Source organism: Bradyrhizobium sp. MV1.5, from assembly GCF_055807615.1.
On record NZ_JBVVPL010000011.1, the window covers coordinates 68,701 to 85,726 of the forward strand.

At 59.3% G+C, this 17,026-nt stretch carries 11 protein-coding genes and 2 pseudogenes; 9 read left to right on the forward strand and 4 right to left on the reverse strand.

What is annotated here, in order from left to right:
* A complete protein-coding gene (locus AC0L2J_RS13355; RefSeq protein WP_007605581.1) occupies positions 1–774 on the reverse strand; it encodes an ABC transporter permease in 774 nt (257 codons plus the stop codon).
* Positions 758–1,549, reverse strand: coding sequence for an ABC transporter ATP-binding protein (locus AC0L2J_RS13360; protein WP_007605580.1), 792 nt, complete (start codon positions 1,547–1,549; stop codon positions 758–760). Before AC0L2J_RS13360 ends, AC0L2J_RS13355 begins: the two co-directional genes overlap by 17 nt.
* Positions 1,550–1,712: 163 nt before the next feature.
* Between AC0L2J_RS13360 and AC0L2J_RS13365 the strand changes: the two genes are divergently transcribed.
* The 3 genes and pseudogenes from AC0L2J_RS13365 to AC0L2J_RS13375 all read left to right on the forward strand — a co-directional run bounded on the left by AC0L2J_RS13365 (position 1,713) and on the right by AC0L2J_RS13375 (position 4,939).
* Positions 1,713–2,402, forward strand: coding sequence for an IclR family transcriptional regulator (locus AC0L2J_RS13365; RefSeq protein WP_085383736.1), 690 nt, complete (start codon positions 1,713–1,715; stop codon positions 2,400–2,402).
* Positions 2,403–2,830: 428 nt separating this feature from the next.
* A complete protein-coding gene (locus tag AC0L2J_RS13370; RefSeq protein ID WP_473390469.1) occupies positions 2,831–3,694 on the forward strand; it encodes a site-specific integrase in 864 nt (287 codons plus the stop codon).
* Between the two features lie 57 nt (positions 3,695–3,751).
* Positions 3,752–4,939: pseudogene (locus AC0L2J_RS13375) on the forward strand (IS91 family transposase).
* 612 nt (positions 4,940–5,551) lie between these two features.
* Here the strand turns inward: AC0L2J_RS13375 and AC0L2J_RS13380 are convergent.
* Positions 5,552–5,857 (reverse strand): hypothetical protein, encoded by a 306-nt coding sequence (locus AC0L2J_RS13380; protein WP_007599988.1) that lies wholly within the window; start codon positions 5,855–5,857, stop codon positions 5,552–5,554.
* Positions 5,858–6,271: 414 nt separating this feature from the next.
* Here AC0L2J_RS13380 and AC0L2J_RS13385 point away from each other — a divergent pair, with 414 nt between their 5' ends.
* The 5 genes and pseudogenes from AC0L2J_RS13385 to AC0L2J_RS13405 all read left to right on the forward strand — a co-directional run.
* Positions 6,272–6,478, forward strand: coding sequence for a cold-shock protein (locus AC0L2J_RS13385; protein WP_473390687.1), 207 nt, complete (start codon positions 6,272–6,274; stop codon positions 6,476–6,478).
* A gap of 593 nt (positions 6,479–7,071) precedes the next feature.
* Positions 7,072–8,277, forward strand: a complete 1,206-nt coding sequence (locus AC0L2J_RS13390) for an MFS transporter (protein WP_473390473.1) — start codon at positions 7,072–7,074, stop codon at positions 8,275–8,277.
* A gap of 1,565 nt (positions 8,278–9,842) precedes the next feature.
* On the forward strand, positions 9,843–10,898 hold the full coding sequence (locus tag AC0L2J_RS13395) for a LysR family transcriptional regulator (protein ID WP_456766253.1): 1,056 nt from the start codon (positions 9,843–9,845) through the stop codon (positions 10,896–10,898).
* Between the two features lie 99 nt (positions 10,899–10,997).
* Positions 10,998–12,398 carry an aspartate ammonia-lyase gene (locus AC0L2J_RS13400; protein WP_473390476.1) on the forward strand — a complete coding sequence of 467 codons (1,401 nt, stop codon included), beginning with the start codon at positions 10,998–11,000 and terminating at the stop codon, positions 12,396–12,398.
* Positions 12,399–13,473: 1,075 nt separating this feature from the next.
* A pseudogene (locus AC0L2J_RS13405) lies at positions 13,474–13,877 on the forward strand (transposase); the annotation flags it as partial.
* An 86-nt stretch (positions 13,878–13,963) separates the two neighbouring features.
* Here AC0L2J_RS13405 and AC0L2J_RS13410 read toward each other — a convergent pair.
* Positions 13,964–15,382, reverse strand: a complete 1,419-nt coding sequence (locus AC0L2J_RS13410) for an MATE family efflux transporter (protein WP_317245407.1) — start codon at positions 15,380–15,382, stop codon at positions 13,964–13,966.
* Positions 15,383–16,088: 706 nt separating this feature from the next.
* On the opposite strand from AC0L2J_RS13410, the gene queD reads away from it, so the two are divergent.
* Positions 16,089–16,451, forward strand: a complete 363-nt coding sequence (gene queD / locus AC0L2J_RS13415; protein WP_473390689.1) for a 6-carboxytetrahydropterin synthase QueD — start codon at positions 16,089–16,091, stop codon at positions 16,449–16,451.
* Positions 16,452–17,026 lie beyond the last annotated feature (575 nt).

Sequence of the window (17,026 nt, forward strand, 5' to 3'; positions counted from 1 at the left end):
TCAAACTTCGTGGGCAGGTGCCGGCCGCCAGACCAGCAGCCGCTTTTCCACCCGGTCGACGATGGCATCGAGCGCGATGACGAAAGCGGAGAGGACGATGATTCCTGCGAAGACACCGGCGGCATCAAGGACGCCCTCGGCCTGCGCAATCAGGTGCCCCAATCCTGCGGACGAACCGAGATATTCGGCGACCACCGCTCCCATCACGGCCATGCCGACAGATACCCGCAGACTCGACAGGATCCACGTGGTGGCGGACGGCAGGTAGACATGGCGCAGCAGGGAGGACTTCGATGCACGTAGCAGGCGCGCATTCGCGAGCACGACCGGATTGACCTCGCGAACGCCCTGAAAGGTGTTGAAAAAAGCGACGAAGAGAACCAGCGTCACGCCCAGCGCGACCTTGGAGGTGAGGCCCAATCCGAACCAGATGACAAAAATGGGCCCCAGCAAGATGCGCGGGATCGCATTGAACATCTTGATGAAGGGCTGAACGACCTCGGCCGCAAACGGGCTTAAGCCCAACCAGATACCAAGCGCCGTGCCGATCCCGATACCAGCCAGGAAAGACAGGACCGTCTCCAGCAGTGTTATGCTGACATCGGTCCAGAAGTCGGCCGTTGACATCCACTCTCCGATCCTTGCGATGAGTGTCGACGGGGCCGGAAAGAAGAACGGGTCGATCAACCCGGCCCGCACGCCCAATTCCCAGATCAGGATCAGCCCAAGCACGATGGCGAACTGCGTGAGAGCGACCTTACCCCTGCGTGGCATAGCTTTTCTCCACTTCGGCGCCGAGCAGCGACCAGATTTCACGGTAAAGCGCGACGAACTCGTCGGTGGTCTGTAGCGCCGAGACGTCGCGGGGACGAGGCAGCGTGATCCTGACATCGCCAACCATGCGGCTGGCGGGACCGGCAGACATCACAACGACGCGGTCCGCCAGCGTGATCGCCTCATCGAGGTCATGGGTGATGAAAACGAGTGAGCGCCGGTCCGCCTGCCATAGCTCGAGCAGGATGCGATGCATGAGGCGGCGCGTGTGAACGTCCAGCGCGGAGAAAGGCTCATCCATCAGGACGATCTTCGGCTCCATGATCAGGGTCTGCGTCATGGCGACCCGCTTGCGCTGGCCGCCGGACAATTGGTGCGGATAGCGCTCCTCGAACCCTTTCAAGCCAACCTTGGCGAGCCAGGGCCGCGCCTGCTCGCGCGCTTTCGCGATCGAGCTTCCCTGAAACACCAGCCCGAGGCCGACATTGTCCTGGGCTGTTTTCCAGGGCAGCAGCCCTTCCTGTTGCAGCATGTAGCCGGACTGACCGTTCAGGCCCCTAAGCGATTTGCCGAAAATGCGAACCTCGCCGGCGGCCGGCTTCAGCAGTCCGGTGACAGTATTGAGAATGGTCGATTTTCCGCAGCCGGTCGGCCCGACCACTGCAACGAATTCGGTTTCGCCGACCTGGAGGTTCATGCTTTTCACGGCGGTGAAGTCGCCGAAGCGAATCATTACGTCGCGCAGGTCGACGGCAAGTGCCGGCTGCCCTTCCATTGTTTCGCTCCGCAGAACCTGTTCTAAGCTTCAAAACAGGTAACTTTTGCTCTATCCGGAGTCAATTGCATTCTGCAACACAGAACGCAGGTGAGCATGGGACACTGGACTTTCCATCCATTCTGGATATCTGTTCTGCAGAACAGAACACGAGGCTGTATCAATGGCAAAGACAGGGGTTGATGCGGTCGGGCGCGCCCTGGCGATCCTCAAGGCCTTCGGTCCTGAGCGCGCAGCTATGACGCTGACCGAGATTGCCGAGGCGACGGACTTTTACAAGAGCACGGTCCTTCGCCTTGCCGCATCCCTGGAAGCGGACGGATTCCTGGTGCGGGGGACCGACCGCCTATTTCGACCCGGACCGGAGCTATGGCGCCTTGGGGCGCTCTATCAGCGTGGGCTGGACCTCGGTGACCTGATCAGACCCTCGCTCCATCGTCTGGTCGAAGCAACCGGAGAGACCGCATCCTTCTACATCGCGGAGGGCGACGAGCGCATTTGCCTTTATCGCGTTAATTCTCCGCGTTCCGTCCGGCATCACCTCGAAGAAGGACAACGATTGCCGATTGATCGTGGCGCTGCGGGCCGCGTTCTTACCGCTTACCGCGATTTTGCATTAGCTGGTGGAAAGAAGATCAGAGATCGTGGCTTCTACGTCTCGATCGGCGAGCGTGATCCTGAGGTTGCGGCCGCAGCGGTGCCCGTAATCGATGTCTATGGCAAATTGCGGGGCGCGCTCTCAGTCTCCGCCATTCGCACTCGCTTTGATGCAGATGCTCGGAAATCTGCCGTTGAAGTGCTGAAGTCCGAGGCTAAAGCGCTGATTGGTTTGCTGCCTGCAACCGAGCGCTGAGCTACAATGGCAGCGTTCTGTTTATAACGCACAGCTCAGCGGGTGCCGCAATGGCCTCTCCTGAGCGTAGCGCGCATTTCTCGCATTGTTGAGGCCTGCAGATCATCCTCGATCTCGACGCCACCCATCCCTACACGGACATCAGGAGGGAGGCTTCTTCAAGGCTATTACGCCGCTCGTGTGATGTGTGCTGGTGCGCGTGTTCTGGAGCCGTCATGGCCTGACGGCCAAGCTGCGGCGCGCCGACATCGATGCAAGCGCGGTTAGGACGTTTCGCGGATTGTGCGGCCTAAAGCCGGATGGGGTTAGACCGAATCGATTTGGGATTGAACGAAGCCGCTGTCGCGGCGTGCGTGGCGAGGTGGCGTAGATCGCCTCCTGGCTGAGAGGATGTGGGTGTTGGAGCCCCCCTCAGACAGGGTATTGAGATGGCCGATTTGAGCCCTCTTCGCCGCCGCATGATCGAGGATATGACAGTCCGCAATCTGTCGCCGGCGACGCAGCGATCCTACATCAGCGCGGTTCCGAAGTTCAGCCGCTATTTCGGCCGATCGCCTGAGCGGTTGGAGCTGGAAGACGTCCGGGCCTTCCAGGTGCATCTGGTCTCGACCGACATCTCATGGCCGGCGCTGAACCAGATCATCGTCTGTGCGCTACGGTTTTTCTACGGCGTCACGCTCGGCGAGGCGCTCATCCCGGAGCGCATTCCCTATGCGCGAGAGCCCCGCAAGCTGCCGGTCGTTCTCAGCGCCGACGAAGTGGTGCAGTTCCTCGAGGCGGTGTCGAGCCTGAAGAGCCGCGCCGCGCTCACCACCGCCTATGCGGCCGGCCCCAGGGCCTCCGAGGTCGCGGGACTGCGGATCGAAGACATCGACAGCACCCGCGGTGTCATCCAGGTGCGCCACGGCAAAGGCGCGAAGGATCGCAACGTGATGCTGTCGTCCCAACTGCTCGGCATCCTGCGCACCTACTGGCGGCTCGCCCGGCCACGGCTTTATCTGTTCCCTGGGCGTGACGAAGGTCACCCGATTGATCCGACCGTGTTGCATGCCGCCTGCCGCTCGGCGGTCAAGGCTGCGGGCCTGACCAAGCGCGTCACGCTGCACACGCTACGCCACAGCTTCGCGACACATCTTCTGGAGAACGGAATCGACATCCGGATCATCCAGGTTCTGCTCGGGCACAATAATCCGTCGTCGAGGGCGCGCTACACGCAGGTCGCCACCCATACGATCCGGGCGCCCCAGAGCCCGCTCGACCGCCTATCGCTGGAGGTGACGCCACCGGCATGACAACGGCTCCGGGATCCGGCTTATGACCCCCCCGACGTCCGCCCGCACCGACCCGCCATCGACATTGCCGATATCTTGCGCCGGCATGGCGACGCCTATCGTCGTGACCATGCCGGTCATCACGGTTGCGTCGAGCGGCGGGTGATGAGCGCCATTGTTGGGTGCCGAACCGACGCGCTCGGCGGCCACGTCGAGGCCCGCAATGACTGCGGCATGACGCGGATCGCCTATAATTCCTGCCGGAATCGGCATTGTCCGAGGTGTCAGGGGCCAGCCCGAGCCGCGTGCCTTGCCGCGCGAGAAGCCGACCTGCTGCCGGTTCCCTACTTCCACGTCGTCTTTACGCTTCCTGCACCGATCGCCGCGATTGCTTTCCAAAACAAGGCGGTCGTCTATGCCATCCTGTTTAAGGCCGCCGCCGAGGCGACCACCGACGCTTGCTGCCAATCCGCGCCGGCTCGGCGCGGAGATCGGCGGCGTCGCGGTCCTGCACACCCTGTGGAAAAGCGCTAACGCATCATCCCCACATTCACTGTGTCGTGCCGGGCGGCGGCCCGTCACCTGATGGAACACGCTGGATCGCCAGCCGACCGAACTTCGTCCTGGCTGTCAAACCGCTGTCCCGGCTCTTTCGCTGGCTTTTTCTCAAACGGCTGATCGGGGCCTTCAACGCCGGCGCCTTGCGCTTCTTCGGCGATCTTGCTTCTCTTGCCGAACTCGACGCTTTCGCTGGTCGCATCAAAGCCATGCAGCGCGTCAACTGGGTTGCTCATGCCAAGCGGCCCTTCGGCGGACCCGCACAGGTGCTGGCCTATCTCGGCCGCTATACCCATCGCGTCGCGATCGCCAACAGCCGGCTCGTCGCACCCGACAACGATCATGTTGCCTTCACATGGAAGGATTACCGCCAGGACGGCGCGACAAAGATCATGAAGCTCAAGCCCGACGAGTTCATTCGCCGCTTCCTGCTGCATACGCTGCCCGACGGTTTCCATCGCATCCGCCACTTCGGCTTCATGGCCAACCAATCGCGCTGCCAAGCTCGCCCTTTGCCGCGAACTTCTCGATCATGAGACAGCCCCAAACGACAGCCAGCCGCCGCCTGTGGATTCGGAAGCTCAAACCTGGGCCGAAGTTCCTGCCTGTCCGGATTGTGGTGGCGTCATGCGCATCATTGAGCGCTTTCGACACAGCTTCAGACGCTCCAGCCCTCGAACATCACCGTTTCGATGCGACACATCGTGAGCCAAGTCACGCCGTGCACGACGATCATCATTCGTCATTTCGCTCCCAGCGTCTCGATCATCGCGGACGATGTCGACTCCGTGCTTTCACACTGCGCGACAACAACGGTCCCATGCAGCAAAATGCCTATCGCGATCTCCAGTGAAGCGCGTCTGATCTCAACTCTTCCCCGATGCGCACATCTCGTGTCTCTGCCTCACGCGCCGAGCCAGCAGATCGGGCCTTCCGATCTCGAACGTGCTGCATGCTCTGGTCCTCGTCTTCGGCCAGAACGAACTTCAAACTGGATTAAGCCCGAGGGGCAGGGTCAACACCCACGCCTTCCTCGGCGGTGCAAAATCCATGCGCCAGATTCGTGTGGGCGTGGGCGGCGCCACTACGACGATCGCGTGGTTGCCCCCCAGCGCATCCAGTACGACGGCAACCTATGGCGTGAGGACACCACGCGGCAATCCTCAGCGCGCGGCAATCCTCAGATGGGCTGTGACGGGCGTCTCTTGGAGACTCGTACGACTCTCACGGCTACTCGCCGTTCCCAGCCGGTGGTCGGCCGCAGTCGACTCTTCTGGCGCGTGGCGGATTGTTAGCAAAGTTGCGCGACTGTCCGACGGCCTACATCTGTTCGTCGGAGCCGTGGCCTCTCGCGAGATCCCGTGTCCGTTGCATCGTGCGGGAAAAATATTCGTCGCGCTCGCGGCGCACGCGCTCTTGATGCGCTCTGAAATTCGCAACTCGTTTGCTGATGTGCTCTCGCTCGGAGGTGTCCCAGCTTAACCGCGGGGGAGAATCGGGTGGGGAAGCTTTTGCGATTGGCGCGATGGGTGCTATCAGCTTTGGAATAGGCGCTACGCTCCGTGCGCGTTCTACGAGTGCCGCGGATTGTTGAACCAGCGCCTCCAGTTCCTTCTTCCAGTTCATCTTCCATGTTCTCCGAACAGTCATGGGAGCATGCTAATTTGGTGCGGTACGCTCGTCCAGCTACCCCTTTTGGTAGTTGCGACGCCGCTGCTTGTCCGCAAATAGTGGCCGATGAGCCATTTGGGCCGATGAAATTCGCGGCTTCCCTGCTAGGAGAACCCACCCACGTGACCTTCGTCACCCAAGTGACGCAACAGCATGGAAGATCAGAACGATGCGACCTGGGTCAAACCCGTCGGCTGTGCCTGGTCTCTGGCATGAAAGCATGATCGCCCAGGCTCACCATACTCGAACTCCTCAAGCGAACTACGCTGACGCCGAAGCAGCGGAGATTGTGCGTCAATGCGCGAATCGGTGCCGCCCGAATGGTCCGACCAGAACTACTCTGCAGTATTGCTCAAATGGGAGACGGGAGTGGCGAGGGGTGTTGTGAAATGGTTTAACGCGACGAAGGGTTTCGGCTTCATTCAGCCGGATGGGAGCGGCCAAGATGTTTTTGTACACATAAGCGCCCTGGAGCGCGCTGGCCTCGCTGACCTGCGGGAAGGGCAGGCAGTCTCTTACGAGCTTAAAGTCGACCCGAGGCGTGCTAAAAGCAGTGCGGAAAATCTGCGTTTCTGATTTCATGTCGTAGGCGTCTGGCCTCAGCCCCCCGCCCATGTCTGGCGCTTACCTCGGAACGACCCCAGCCGCTTTAAGCACTGGGGTCGTTTCATTTCTCGCCAATTTTCGACGTTTCGCGGGTCCGAATGCCGGGACATTGTGAGTGAGACCTCCTCCTCGTTGTTGGCAGCTCAGCAATCTGCAGGCCGTCCGTGCGCACGAAAGGCATCACGATTCTATTGCACCGTTCGTTTGGCGCGGTTGGCGAAGCGCAGCGCCTGGTGGCGAGCGACGCAGCTCTTCGAGTAAGGTCAGGCCCTCCTTCACGATGCCGGCCGGAACGACAGTCCCACTCAGGACGCCAGTCGGAGGACACCGAGTGCCATTTGTCGTGTGTCAACTATCAACTCTCGCAGTTGATGGAGAGAACGACCCATGCAACCGTAACGATCAGATACTACCGATGCAGGTCGATCAACATCCGGAGAGACGCCCATGCCATGCGGCGCCACGTCCATGGATGAAAAATGCGTACAAGCAGCGGCTGATCATCGACCAATGAAACGGGCGGATCCTTCGTACAGTGATGTTTAATACAGTGATGTTTAATAATGACGAGTGACGGCACAGACTCTTCGCTCCGCATCTGGCTCGCCGTCATCGTGCTAGGCATCGCCTCGTTTCACATCGTCTTGGCAGAGATAGCACCTATCGGGCTGTTGTCTCAGATTGCTCGCGACCTCGGACGAGATCAGGCAGCGGTCGGGCTCACGGTGGCCCTCTATGCCTGGATCGGTGCTGCCAGCGCTCTGTTGTCGCCCGTTCTGCTTCAGAAGTTTCCTCGCAAGCCGCTAGTCATCGCCTTAACTATTATCCTTTCCGCAACAACGTTTGCGGCGACGATGTCTCACACTTTCGAAGGGTTGTTGCTGGCACGCACGGTGGGCGCTGTCGTTCACGGTTTCTATTGGGCCATGGCGGCTGTGGTTGCGTCTAAGATTGCGCCGTCCGGCAGTATGGGTGTTGCGACGGCAATCGTATTCGGCGGGATCTCGATGGCGACCGTTGTTGGCGTGCCGCTCGCGAACTTCGTCGGTCAGGTGAGCGGATGGCGTGCAGCGTTCAGATTGATTGGCGCCATCGGACTGATCACCTCAGCCCTGATGGTGGCAGTTCTTCCGAAAATGCAGGCCGGGACGCCAGCGGGATGGAGAGAGCTTGGATCAGTCTGCCGCAGGCATGACCTGTTGGGGATCTATGCCGTAACGACATTCATGGCGGCGGCGCATTTCGGGGCGTACACATTTATAGAACCATTCCTCAACGAGATTCCAAATGTTGCCCAAGTCATGATTGGCGCGCTGTTGTTCGGCTTTGGCGGAGCAGGATTCCTGGGGAACATCTTGGCGGGCGTCCTCATCGACCGCTTCATGAAACCCATCATCACTGCGGGGCTGCTTGCTCTGTGTCTGGCGCTCGTTGGCCTTGGATGGTTTGGTCCCCAGTTGGGGACAGGCCGGGTCCTTGTCTTGCTGGTCATCTGGGGCGTGGCCGTCGCGGCGCTGTTCGCGGGACTCCAGACCTGGATCCTGCGCGCCGCCGGTTCGACAGTGATGACTGCTGCCGCGATGCACTCGGCGGTCATCAATTCGGCCATCGGCTTCGGAGCCGTCCTTGGCGCCCAGGTGTTGACTGTAGCCGGCCCATCAGGAGTGATGCTGGCAGCTGGTATGGTCGTCATCATCCCTCTGCTGATAGTTCTCCCGCAAGCGGCCCCAGAGGGTGATCTAAAAAAGGGGGCGTTGCTTGATGGATAACGCCGCAGCCGTGCGCACGGCGCGGATCGCCGCGTGCCCTACCACGAATGTCGCACGAAACCTTCCGCTGGTACGCGAGCATTGGACCAAAATGTTCGTGCAGCCCGGCGGACCGGTCGAAGGGGGGTGAAACACCACGCCAGGCCTTGCCCGAGAACTCGTTGAGGAACTCGGCATCGAAGTTTCTGGCGATGTACGCGAACATCTCGGGCGATTGCGCCGTTGCGGCATTGCGAGGAGCATTCGGTCGAGCGGTCTACCGCACTGCGGGACACTTTTGCATTCTTTCCACACAACAATGTCTGTGTCCTGAGATTACCCCGCATTCTAGCATCATAATTGACGCTACCCGACAGACGGGCAAGCTCGCCTTCTTCATCCCGTGAGCGTCCTCACGCTGGCGTGTGACGCGCTTCTCGATGATCGGTCCTATCGCGCTCAACCGAAGGCGCTCTTTGCTGGCTCTTCCGAGGCGCTGCCAAGCAGCTGAGCCATCATCGCCTTCCTGCGCGGAAGAGCAAGCTGATGACGTCTACTTGCGTGCTTTCCTGATTGAGCGCTCACCAGCATCACAATGGCACTCCAACCAGCGACTTCGATCAATTGCGTCCTTAGACCCACTGGGATCTCAAAGCCATGGTCTAGAACTGGGCTTACTGTCGATGAACTCGCATGATGGTGCCGAAGACGAGACGCAAGATCGGCGCGGCCTCTAGATCAAGTTTACGCTCTTGAGCGCATTGTGGCAGGTGGCTTCACTCCTTTCGGGATGGCCGTCGCATTGGATCATCGGCCGGTGGTCGGACGTGTCTGCGGATACCCATATCCGCGAACTCGCAGGCACCTACACATCGACGCCCGCGTCGGCCAAAAGGCTCAAGAGGGAGCTCATGCGCGGCGGCCATCGCGTCAACTTCTGACCTCGTGGACAAAGGCGGCGCACTCATCGTTGACAAGAGAGAGGCGCGGCTACGTCCATGATCCAATAGGTGCGTGCACGAAAATCGAGCTGTTCCAGAAGCTCCTAAAATCGGGCTGCAGGGCGGAGGACTCAAAACTGCGGACCGCAGAGCGGCTCGCTAGTTTGATGGCGGTCGTCTGCCCTCTCAGCTGGCGCGTCCTCTGGCTCATCATGCTCAATCGTACGGCCCGGACGCATCACCGAAGATCGCCTCCACGGACACCGAGATCGTATTGCCCGATGAACTCATCAAGGACGTCGGCATTCGACGAGGTCGCCTTGGAACCCCGCATTCTACTTGACCGAACTTGCACAATTGGGTGGCGACCTGGCCAGGGCCGCCGATCCGCCACCCGGAAATGTTGTCATTTGGCGCGGACTCTCCAGACACACCGGATCGAACTCTGCGCCGAAATTGGAGCGGTTGGAAATGTCGATAAATGAAGTGTCATCGAACAGTTCCACCGCTGCGGCTTTGGAATCGGCTGTTTGCGCAGTAAGCGCGAGTTTCCGGTGCGCCAACCTGTCGAGTAGATTGACTCGCCGCAACTGAGAAAACGGACTAGTGGCACACCCGATAAAAATCCATTAGCGTAGGCTTCCTATGTTTAGTTTGCCTGATTTGCGTGTACTGGAAGTCGCGGCCGTCGTCATCGAAGAGGGCAGCATGAGCGCGGCCGGCCTCAGACTTGGCATCACTCAATCGGCCGTTTCACAAGCGATGAAGCGCGCGGAGGCGCATATTGGCGCATCCCTCGTCCGTCGCGATCGTCGTCCCCTTGGGCCCACGGAGGCCGGGCAAGCTCTGCTCACCCACATGCGCGAGATAACCCTGCGCGTCGGACGAGCTGTCGAGGAAATGCGGGCCGCCGCAGCGCGTCCCGAACGCGAGGACCTTCGGCTCGGGATGATCGACACGTTCGCGTCCACAGTGGGACCACTGTTGGTCCGCAGCCTCATGGCGGGTTCAATTGCGCTTCGCGTGAGCGCGTATTCGGGGCTGGTACCCGCGCACGCCGAGGCATTGATGCGCAACGAGATCGATGCAGCTGTCACATCGGATCCAATGGAGGGCGTTGACGAAGTTACCCGCTTACCCCTATTGCGCGAGCCATTCCTCCTGGTAGCACCGATTGCCTGGGCGGATACTCTTCGCGATCGTCCACTGGACGACCTACTACTCGAGCACCGACTTATCCGCTACACCGCGCGTTCGCACATGGGAACGCAAATTGAACGTCATCTCCGGCGTCTAAGGATAGAGCATCCGCAGACGATGTCGTTCGACACGTCGGACTCGCTGCTCTCGATGGTCGCCAATGGCATGGGCGTGGCGATTACAACACCCCTGTGCATATTGCAGGCTGCCGTCCATCGACCGGCGCTCGAAGTCATGCCATTGCCGGCGACCGGCCTCTCGCGCACGATCGCGTTGGTGACTAAGCAAGGCGGATTAGGCACGTTGGCTGCGCGAATAGCGGATGATACTTGTGTGCTCCTGCGGAACTGGACCTTGCCCCAGATCGCGGCTCAAATTCCCTGGATGGCTCGTTCCGTCGGCAGCATCGTGTTGGATCCGCTCGCTCACGAGGACGCCGCCTGCCGGTGCGTTGCGGGTGGCTCCACCCGGACTCTCGACGAACAGTATAACCCTAATTAATCATACTTATTAGCCTTCATAACATCTCCGATCTTAGCTTTAACTCTCACCCGTCTTCGGAGAGAGTTGTTTGCGTAGCGTCCGAACCCGGGATCAGAGATGTCAGCGACTCGCACCGAAATAGACAGTCTAGGAACGCGCGAGCTGCCGCTGCGCGCCCTGTACGGCTTGGCCTCCCTGCGTGGGAGCGAGAACTTCGACATCTCACTCCAGAAGCTCGGTGATCAGCCGGCACTTCTTCGGGCACTAGCGCGCATCAAGCGCGCTGCCGCGGCGGCGAACCGTGAGCTCGGAGCCCTCGACGCCAAAGTAGCAGGAGCACTAATCGCAGCTGCGGACGAGGTCATTGCTGGTAAACACGATGGGCAGTTTATCATCGATTTGCTCGAAGGCTCCGGCGGTACATCGATCAACATGAACATGAACGAGGTTCTGGCGAACCGGGCCCTGCAAATTGTCGGTGAAAAGCCCGGTCGGTACGACGTGATCCATCCAAATGATCACGTGAACCTATGCCAGTCGACGAACGATGTGCTGCCCTCGGCGCTCAAGTTGGCGGCGCACGAAAAGTCCGGCGATCTGGTGGGTGCGCTGGACCAGGTGGCGGCCGCTCTTTCGGAGCGGGCCATTGTATTCGCCGACGTATTGCGCGTCGGCCGCACATGCATGCAGGCCGCCCAGCCGATGACGCTCGGTCAGGCGTTCGGCGGTTACGCATCAGCGATCAAGCGGCTCTCCTTGAAGCTGTCCGTGGCGCGCCAGGAATTGATGGTGCTTCCCCTCGGAGGCACTGCGATTGGCACCGGGCTCGGAGCAGTGCCGGGCTATCGCCGTGCCGTTTATGGACATCTTGCGGCAATCTTGGGCCACGCGGTACGCCCAGGCGACGACATGTTCGATGCCATGCAGAACGCCGACGCCTTCGCACGCGTGTCGTCGGAAATCCGCATCGCAGCAGAGGTAATGGCGAAAATCGCCTCTGACCTGATCATCCTTTCCTCTGGGCCAAATACGGGCCTTGGCGAATTGCGGTTGCCCGCTCTCCAGCCCGGTTCTTCGATCATGCCAGGTAAACTCAATCCAGTCCTGCCGATGATGATCCAGCAAGTTGCGTTCGCTATCGTGGGCAACGACGCCGCAGTATCTCTCTCAGCGTTGAGCGGCCAACTCGAAATCAATCACTTCGAGCCAGTCATCGCCTCGCGCCTCTTCGATTCGATCGAGCTTTTGACGCGATCGGCCAGAATATTTGCCGACCAATGCATCTCGGGGATCCGGGCAGACCGGGAACGGTCGCTCAGCAACTTGATGCAATCTTCGGCTCTTGCGACCGTGTTCGTACCGCGCCTTGGTTATGAACAGGTATCGACACTTGTGCTTACAGCCGCTGAGCAAATGCGGCCCTTCATCGAAATCGCGATCAACCGCGGACTTCTGAACCGTAGCGCGGTTTTGCAGATGCTGCACGAGAGCACCCGTTATCGCGAGAATGCCGCATGAGCCGCGATTCTGCACTTGCCCTTGTACGCGAAGGGCTCACGAGCATGCCGCGAGTCGATGCACAACGCCAGAGGATCAACCTACGAAGGTCATGCCACAGCCAACTCGCCATAGCCCTGTCTCCAATCCGATGCGGCGGATGAGACGATGCGCCGCGATCGAGAGGCCGCTTGTCCATAGGTCAGTGCTCCGGCCTCTCTTCAAGTCGTGCTTATACGGACGCGCCTGGCCGTAGTGCCAGGGGCAGTGATCGGCAAAGTCAGCAAACACGTAAGACATCGTCGATAACGTATTCTAACCATTCGCGTGGGGCCGTCCTGGCCTCCGCCAATCCTCACATCCTGTTCGGCCGGTAGCCCGATCAAGATGTGCAAGTTCTCCGATAGCTGGTTACGGCCTGATTCACCTGATGATACATTCACGAGGCGTGATCGAGTCCCGCAGGTTCGAACACTGGCCCAACATTTTTTCGTTCGTTCGCTGCCGTATTCAAGACGGCACTGAGGCACGCGAAATCCATCCGATGCCGAGAGGCAGCTGCGCGCGTCAGAATCTCATCCGTCGTATCGACTGGGCCCAGCTGAAGTTTCCCCACTCCCAGACGTTGTTTATGTCGTATGCGACATTCGGTTTGAGTATAAGGTAAGGTCAATCAAGATGCTCTGGCTGTAGGCCTTGTCGATGACCGTGCCAGTGTTTACCTGGTTTGTAGCAAAAGTTAGCATCACCTTTTGTATTGGCGCCATTGCATTTAGCTGCTTGCCATAGAGTAGCAAAGCGCAAAGGGGGTTCGCATTTCCATTCACCAATTCGGAAACACCGCATGTTACTGGTGTGACAGTCAGCTCTCGATTGAGATCACCCCCGCTTCACGGCCGACCACATTGCCACTGCCTTGGGGCGCTTCGACTTCCAGCCTTTGGCCGATATCAATGCCGTAAGAGCTGACGCCCTTAATTTGGCCGTTAGGGCGCGCAATCGGGCCGCCAAGCAGTTTGGAGTGGCGATCAGCACGGCGATCGGCTGGATGAAGCGGGTCGATGAGACCGGCAGCGTTGCTCGGGGCCAGATGGGTTGGAAAACCATTACCTTTCTGGCGGCCCTGCGCGATGACCGGATCGATGCGCCATGGTTCATCGAGGGACCAATCATGGCGTGAGCTTCCGGATCTATGTGGAGAAGGTTCTCCTGCCGACCCTTCGGCCCGGCGACATCGTCGTCCCGGACAATCTCGGCAGCCACAAAAGCAAAGCCGTGCGCCAGCTCATCCGCTTCGCCGGAGCAAAGCTCTTCTTCCTGCCAAAATACTCACCCGACCTGAACCCCATCGAACGAGTCTTTGCCAAACTCAAGCATCTGCTCCGCAAGGCAGCCGCACGAACCGTCGATGCGGTCTGCGCCGCCATCGGCGAACTCCTTTATGCATTTACACCCGAAGAATGCGCCAACTACCTCAAAAACTCAGGCTATCGAAGCTAGTCCCATCACGCTTTAACGGCGAGCCTCCCAGGAGGCTAGCGCCCAATGATCTGTGCCTCGATCATATCCGTTCTCAGCTCAACCCGCTATCCCGATCGCTCTTGAGGACCGTGCCGGAGCGCTCGTCTGAGCTCGCCGAACTGGTTGAACATGACGATGAGAGCGATTATTCCGGCGCCAAGCTCTGCGAGCGCTTGACTGGCTAACAGTCCGTTAAAACCCGCTACCAGCGGGAATAACAGTACGGCCGGTATGAAGAGATACCCCTGCCTGGCCAAGGACACAATTGCACTGAGGCGCGCTCTCCCAAATGACTGAAGCATTGCCGTCACGAAACTCTGCACCCCAAACAGTCCAAAGAAGAGATGGAACACGATGCAGGTCGAGACGGCAATTTCGGTGACGTACTCGTTATCGCTAAATAGGCTCACTAAAGGCCTCGCAAAAATCACAACGGCAGCAGAATACAGCACCGAGAATGCGATCGTCACGAAGAGCATGAACTTCGCAGCCCTCAATATATGAGCATAGTCGCGTGCGCCCCAACCGAAACCCAGGATAGCTTGAGCACCAATACAGAACCCGGTGATAGGCAGTGCGCCGACCATCAAGATACGCACAGCTATTCCAACCGCGGCGATGGAATCGTCGCCGAACGGCGCAGCAGCTCCGTACAAGAGCATAACGGCAAGAGCAGATAAGATACTCGTCATTGTCGCCGGCGCGCCTACCAACGCGAGCTGTCTGATGCGATCTGCTCGCAATGATATGTGAGATATCCTGACGAGAACCGTCCCGCCAAGCTTCGTAAAATACGCGATATACAGTCCGACAGCAGAGATCTGAGACACCAGCGTTGCGAGGGCTGCGCCTCGCACGCCAAGGTCAAGTGAAAATATGAAGACGGGATCAAGCACAGCGTTCAGGATAAACGCGGTCATCATCACCCACATGCTAAATCGTGTATAGCCTTCGGCTCTTACAATGAACCCGCTGACGGTATTTAGTAGCATCGGGGTGCACCCCAACAAAACCGTTCCCGCGTAGTCGAGCGCCACGGGCATGATGGTTGGGGTTGCTCCGAGCGTTGCAAATATCCCTGGCAGATTTGGAAGCAGAGTGAGGGTGACTATGATACCGATCGGAGCGGCGAGCGCGAGTGCCGTGCTTGCGCCTCGACTCGCTTCTAGGTACTCACGAGCGCCCAGATGACGAGATATGAACGACGCTGCTCCAACACCGATCCCCTGTCCGGCTGCGGCGAGCAGGACCACGATCGGCAAGGTCATGCTAACAGCTGCGATCGCCTGCGCGCCTAGGGCGCCAACAAAGATCGCGTTGACGACCTGCTGCAGCGCATGGATCGATAATCCAACAACCGATGGAATGGCGAGCCGCAGGATAAGACTCAAGAGATTCTGGTCCGATAGATCGACGTGCTGTTTTTTCTTTGGCATCACATTGCGCTTGCTGTCGAGGGCGAATTCTGTATTCGGTCCATTCACGGACGAGTGAATTTTTCCAAATTCGACGATGGCGTACTCAGCGCAATCCTCTCTGGATCTGCTCTGGCACGCCGTGATCGCCTGGATAGGTTGACGTTTTCAAAGCTGATTTTTGCCTGGGCATACGCCTCCCGTCAGTTGTAGCGAATACTGACTGAGGTGTTCGAGGGTAGCCCCCAGGTTCTGCTAGTCATATTGTGCCGTTCCGCCCTTTGGTTGAGCATCGTGCCGGTTGCGTTCACTTCTCGGGATGATGATCGGCGGGGAAACGCGGCCAGACCCTAGAGCCTCAAGTTGGTTTTGGCATCTACCGGATCTTGTAGTAGACACTCCATCATCTGCATGGCACAAGCAATGAACGTGCTCGGAACCACTGTGGTGGTTCGATGATGTCCTGCAATCTTTACACGATATCGGGTTCCTCAGCGCGATCGAGACGAACGGCAGGCTGCCGGCCCCGGCCAGCGTGGTGACTGGATTTGCGTCAGTAAATCGCGCCGCGCTGGCCGTCACTCGCGGACACGAACTGAAAATTCGTGTGGCCGCAACCGGCAGCCTGCCAGACCGGTTCGATGAGCGTGGCTTGAACAATTTCTGCTTCGATCGAAAGACCGCCCTGACGCCGTCGAGCGGCGGGCTATCTCGGACTGCCTGGCTCAGCCGAAATGGCGGCTCAGCGTGCAGTCCCACAAACACTCGGCATCACATGAAGATATCCCAAGCATTTAAGTTCGAGGCAGCGCACCGACTTCCAAACGTCCCGCAGACACATCGCTGTCATCGGGTGCATGGTCATTCCTATCGCGTCGAGGTCGTGCTGAACGGGGCCGTCGATCCGCACACCGGATTCGCAATGGATTTCTTCAACATGGAGGAAGCGTTTGGCCTTCTTATAAAGAAGCTCGATCACCATTGCCTGAACGACGTCCCGGGACTGGAAAATCCGACGGCGGAAAATATCGCCATCTGGATCTGGGAGCACGCGAAACCGCGCCTCGCCCAACTCTCGAGCGTGAGGGTGTACGAGACGACGGATAGTTGGGCGGAATATGACGGGCCCGATCGCTGAATTCAGCGCTGATTTGGGACTGTGTCGATGCGGCGCGCCTGTCGTTCTTCGGCTCAGAAGCGGACTTGCTCGATCTGCGATTCGGCTCTTCATCCGCCACGCCCGCGGCCAGATTTCCGCGCTCACAGAAGAGCCCTTGGATCCGACCGGAGCGCCCGGTTTGGCTATGAGGACACCCATCACGTGACCGCATTCGAAAAGCTTCCGGCCAAACGATTCGGAATCCCGCGTTGTGCTAACCGCGCAGAGCGATTCGTCCTCAGGAGCGAATTCGATGCTGATTGTACCGGCGAGACGACCCGCCATTCCGGACGCTGCGGCTGGGCGACTTGGTGCTGCAGCAGGTCGGCGCTAGCCGCCAATGCGAGGAGCACGGGTTGATGCAAGATCGCGCAAGCCCGCATGTGCGCGAGCGTGCCATAGACATCGCCGTCAATACCCCCCGTTCGACACTTCGACGGGCGAAGCCTCAATTGAAGCTGGCGAGGTGCCGGACTCGAGCGTCCGCGCTGACTGGTCACGGATGCATCCCTTGGCCGACTGGTTATTTCCACCCAACCAATAGCTGCGGACGT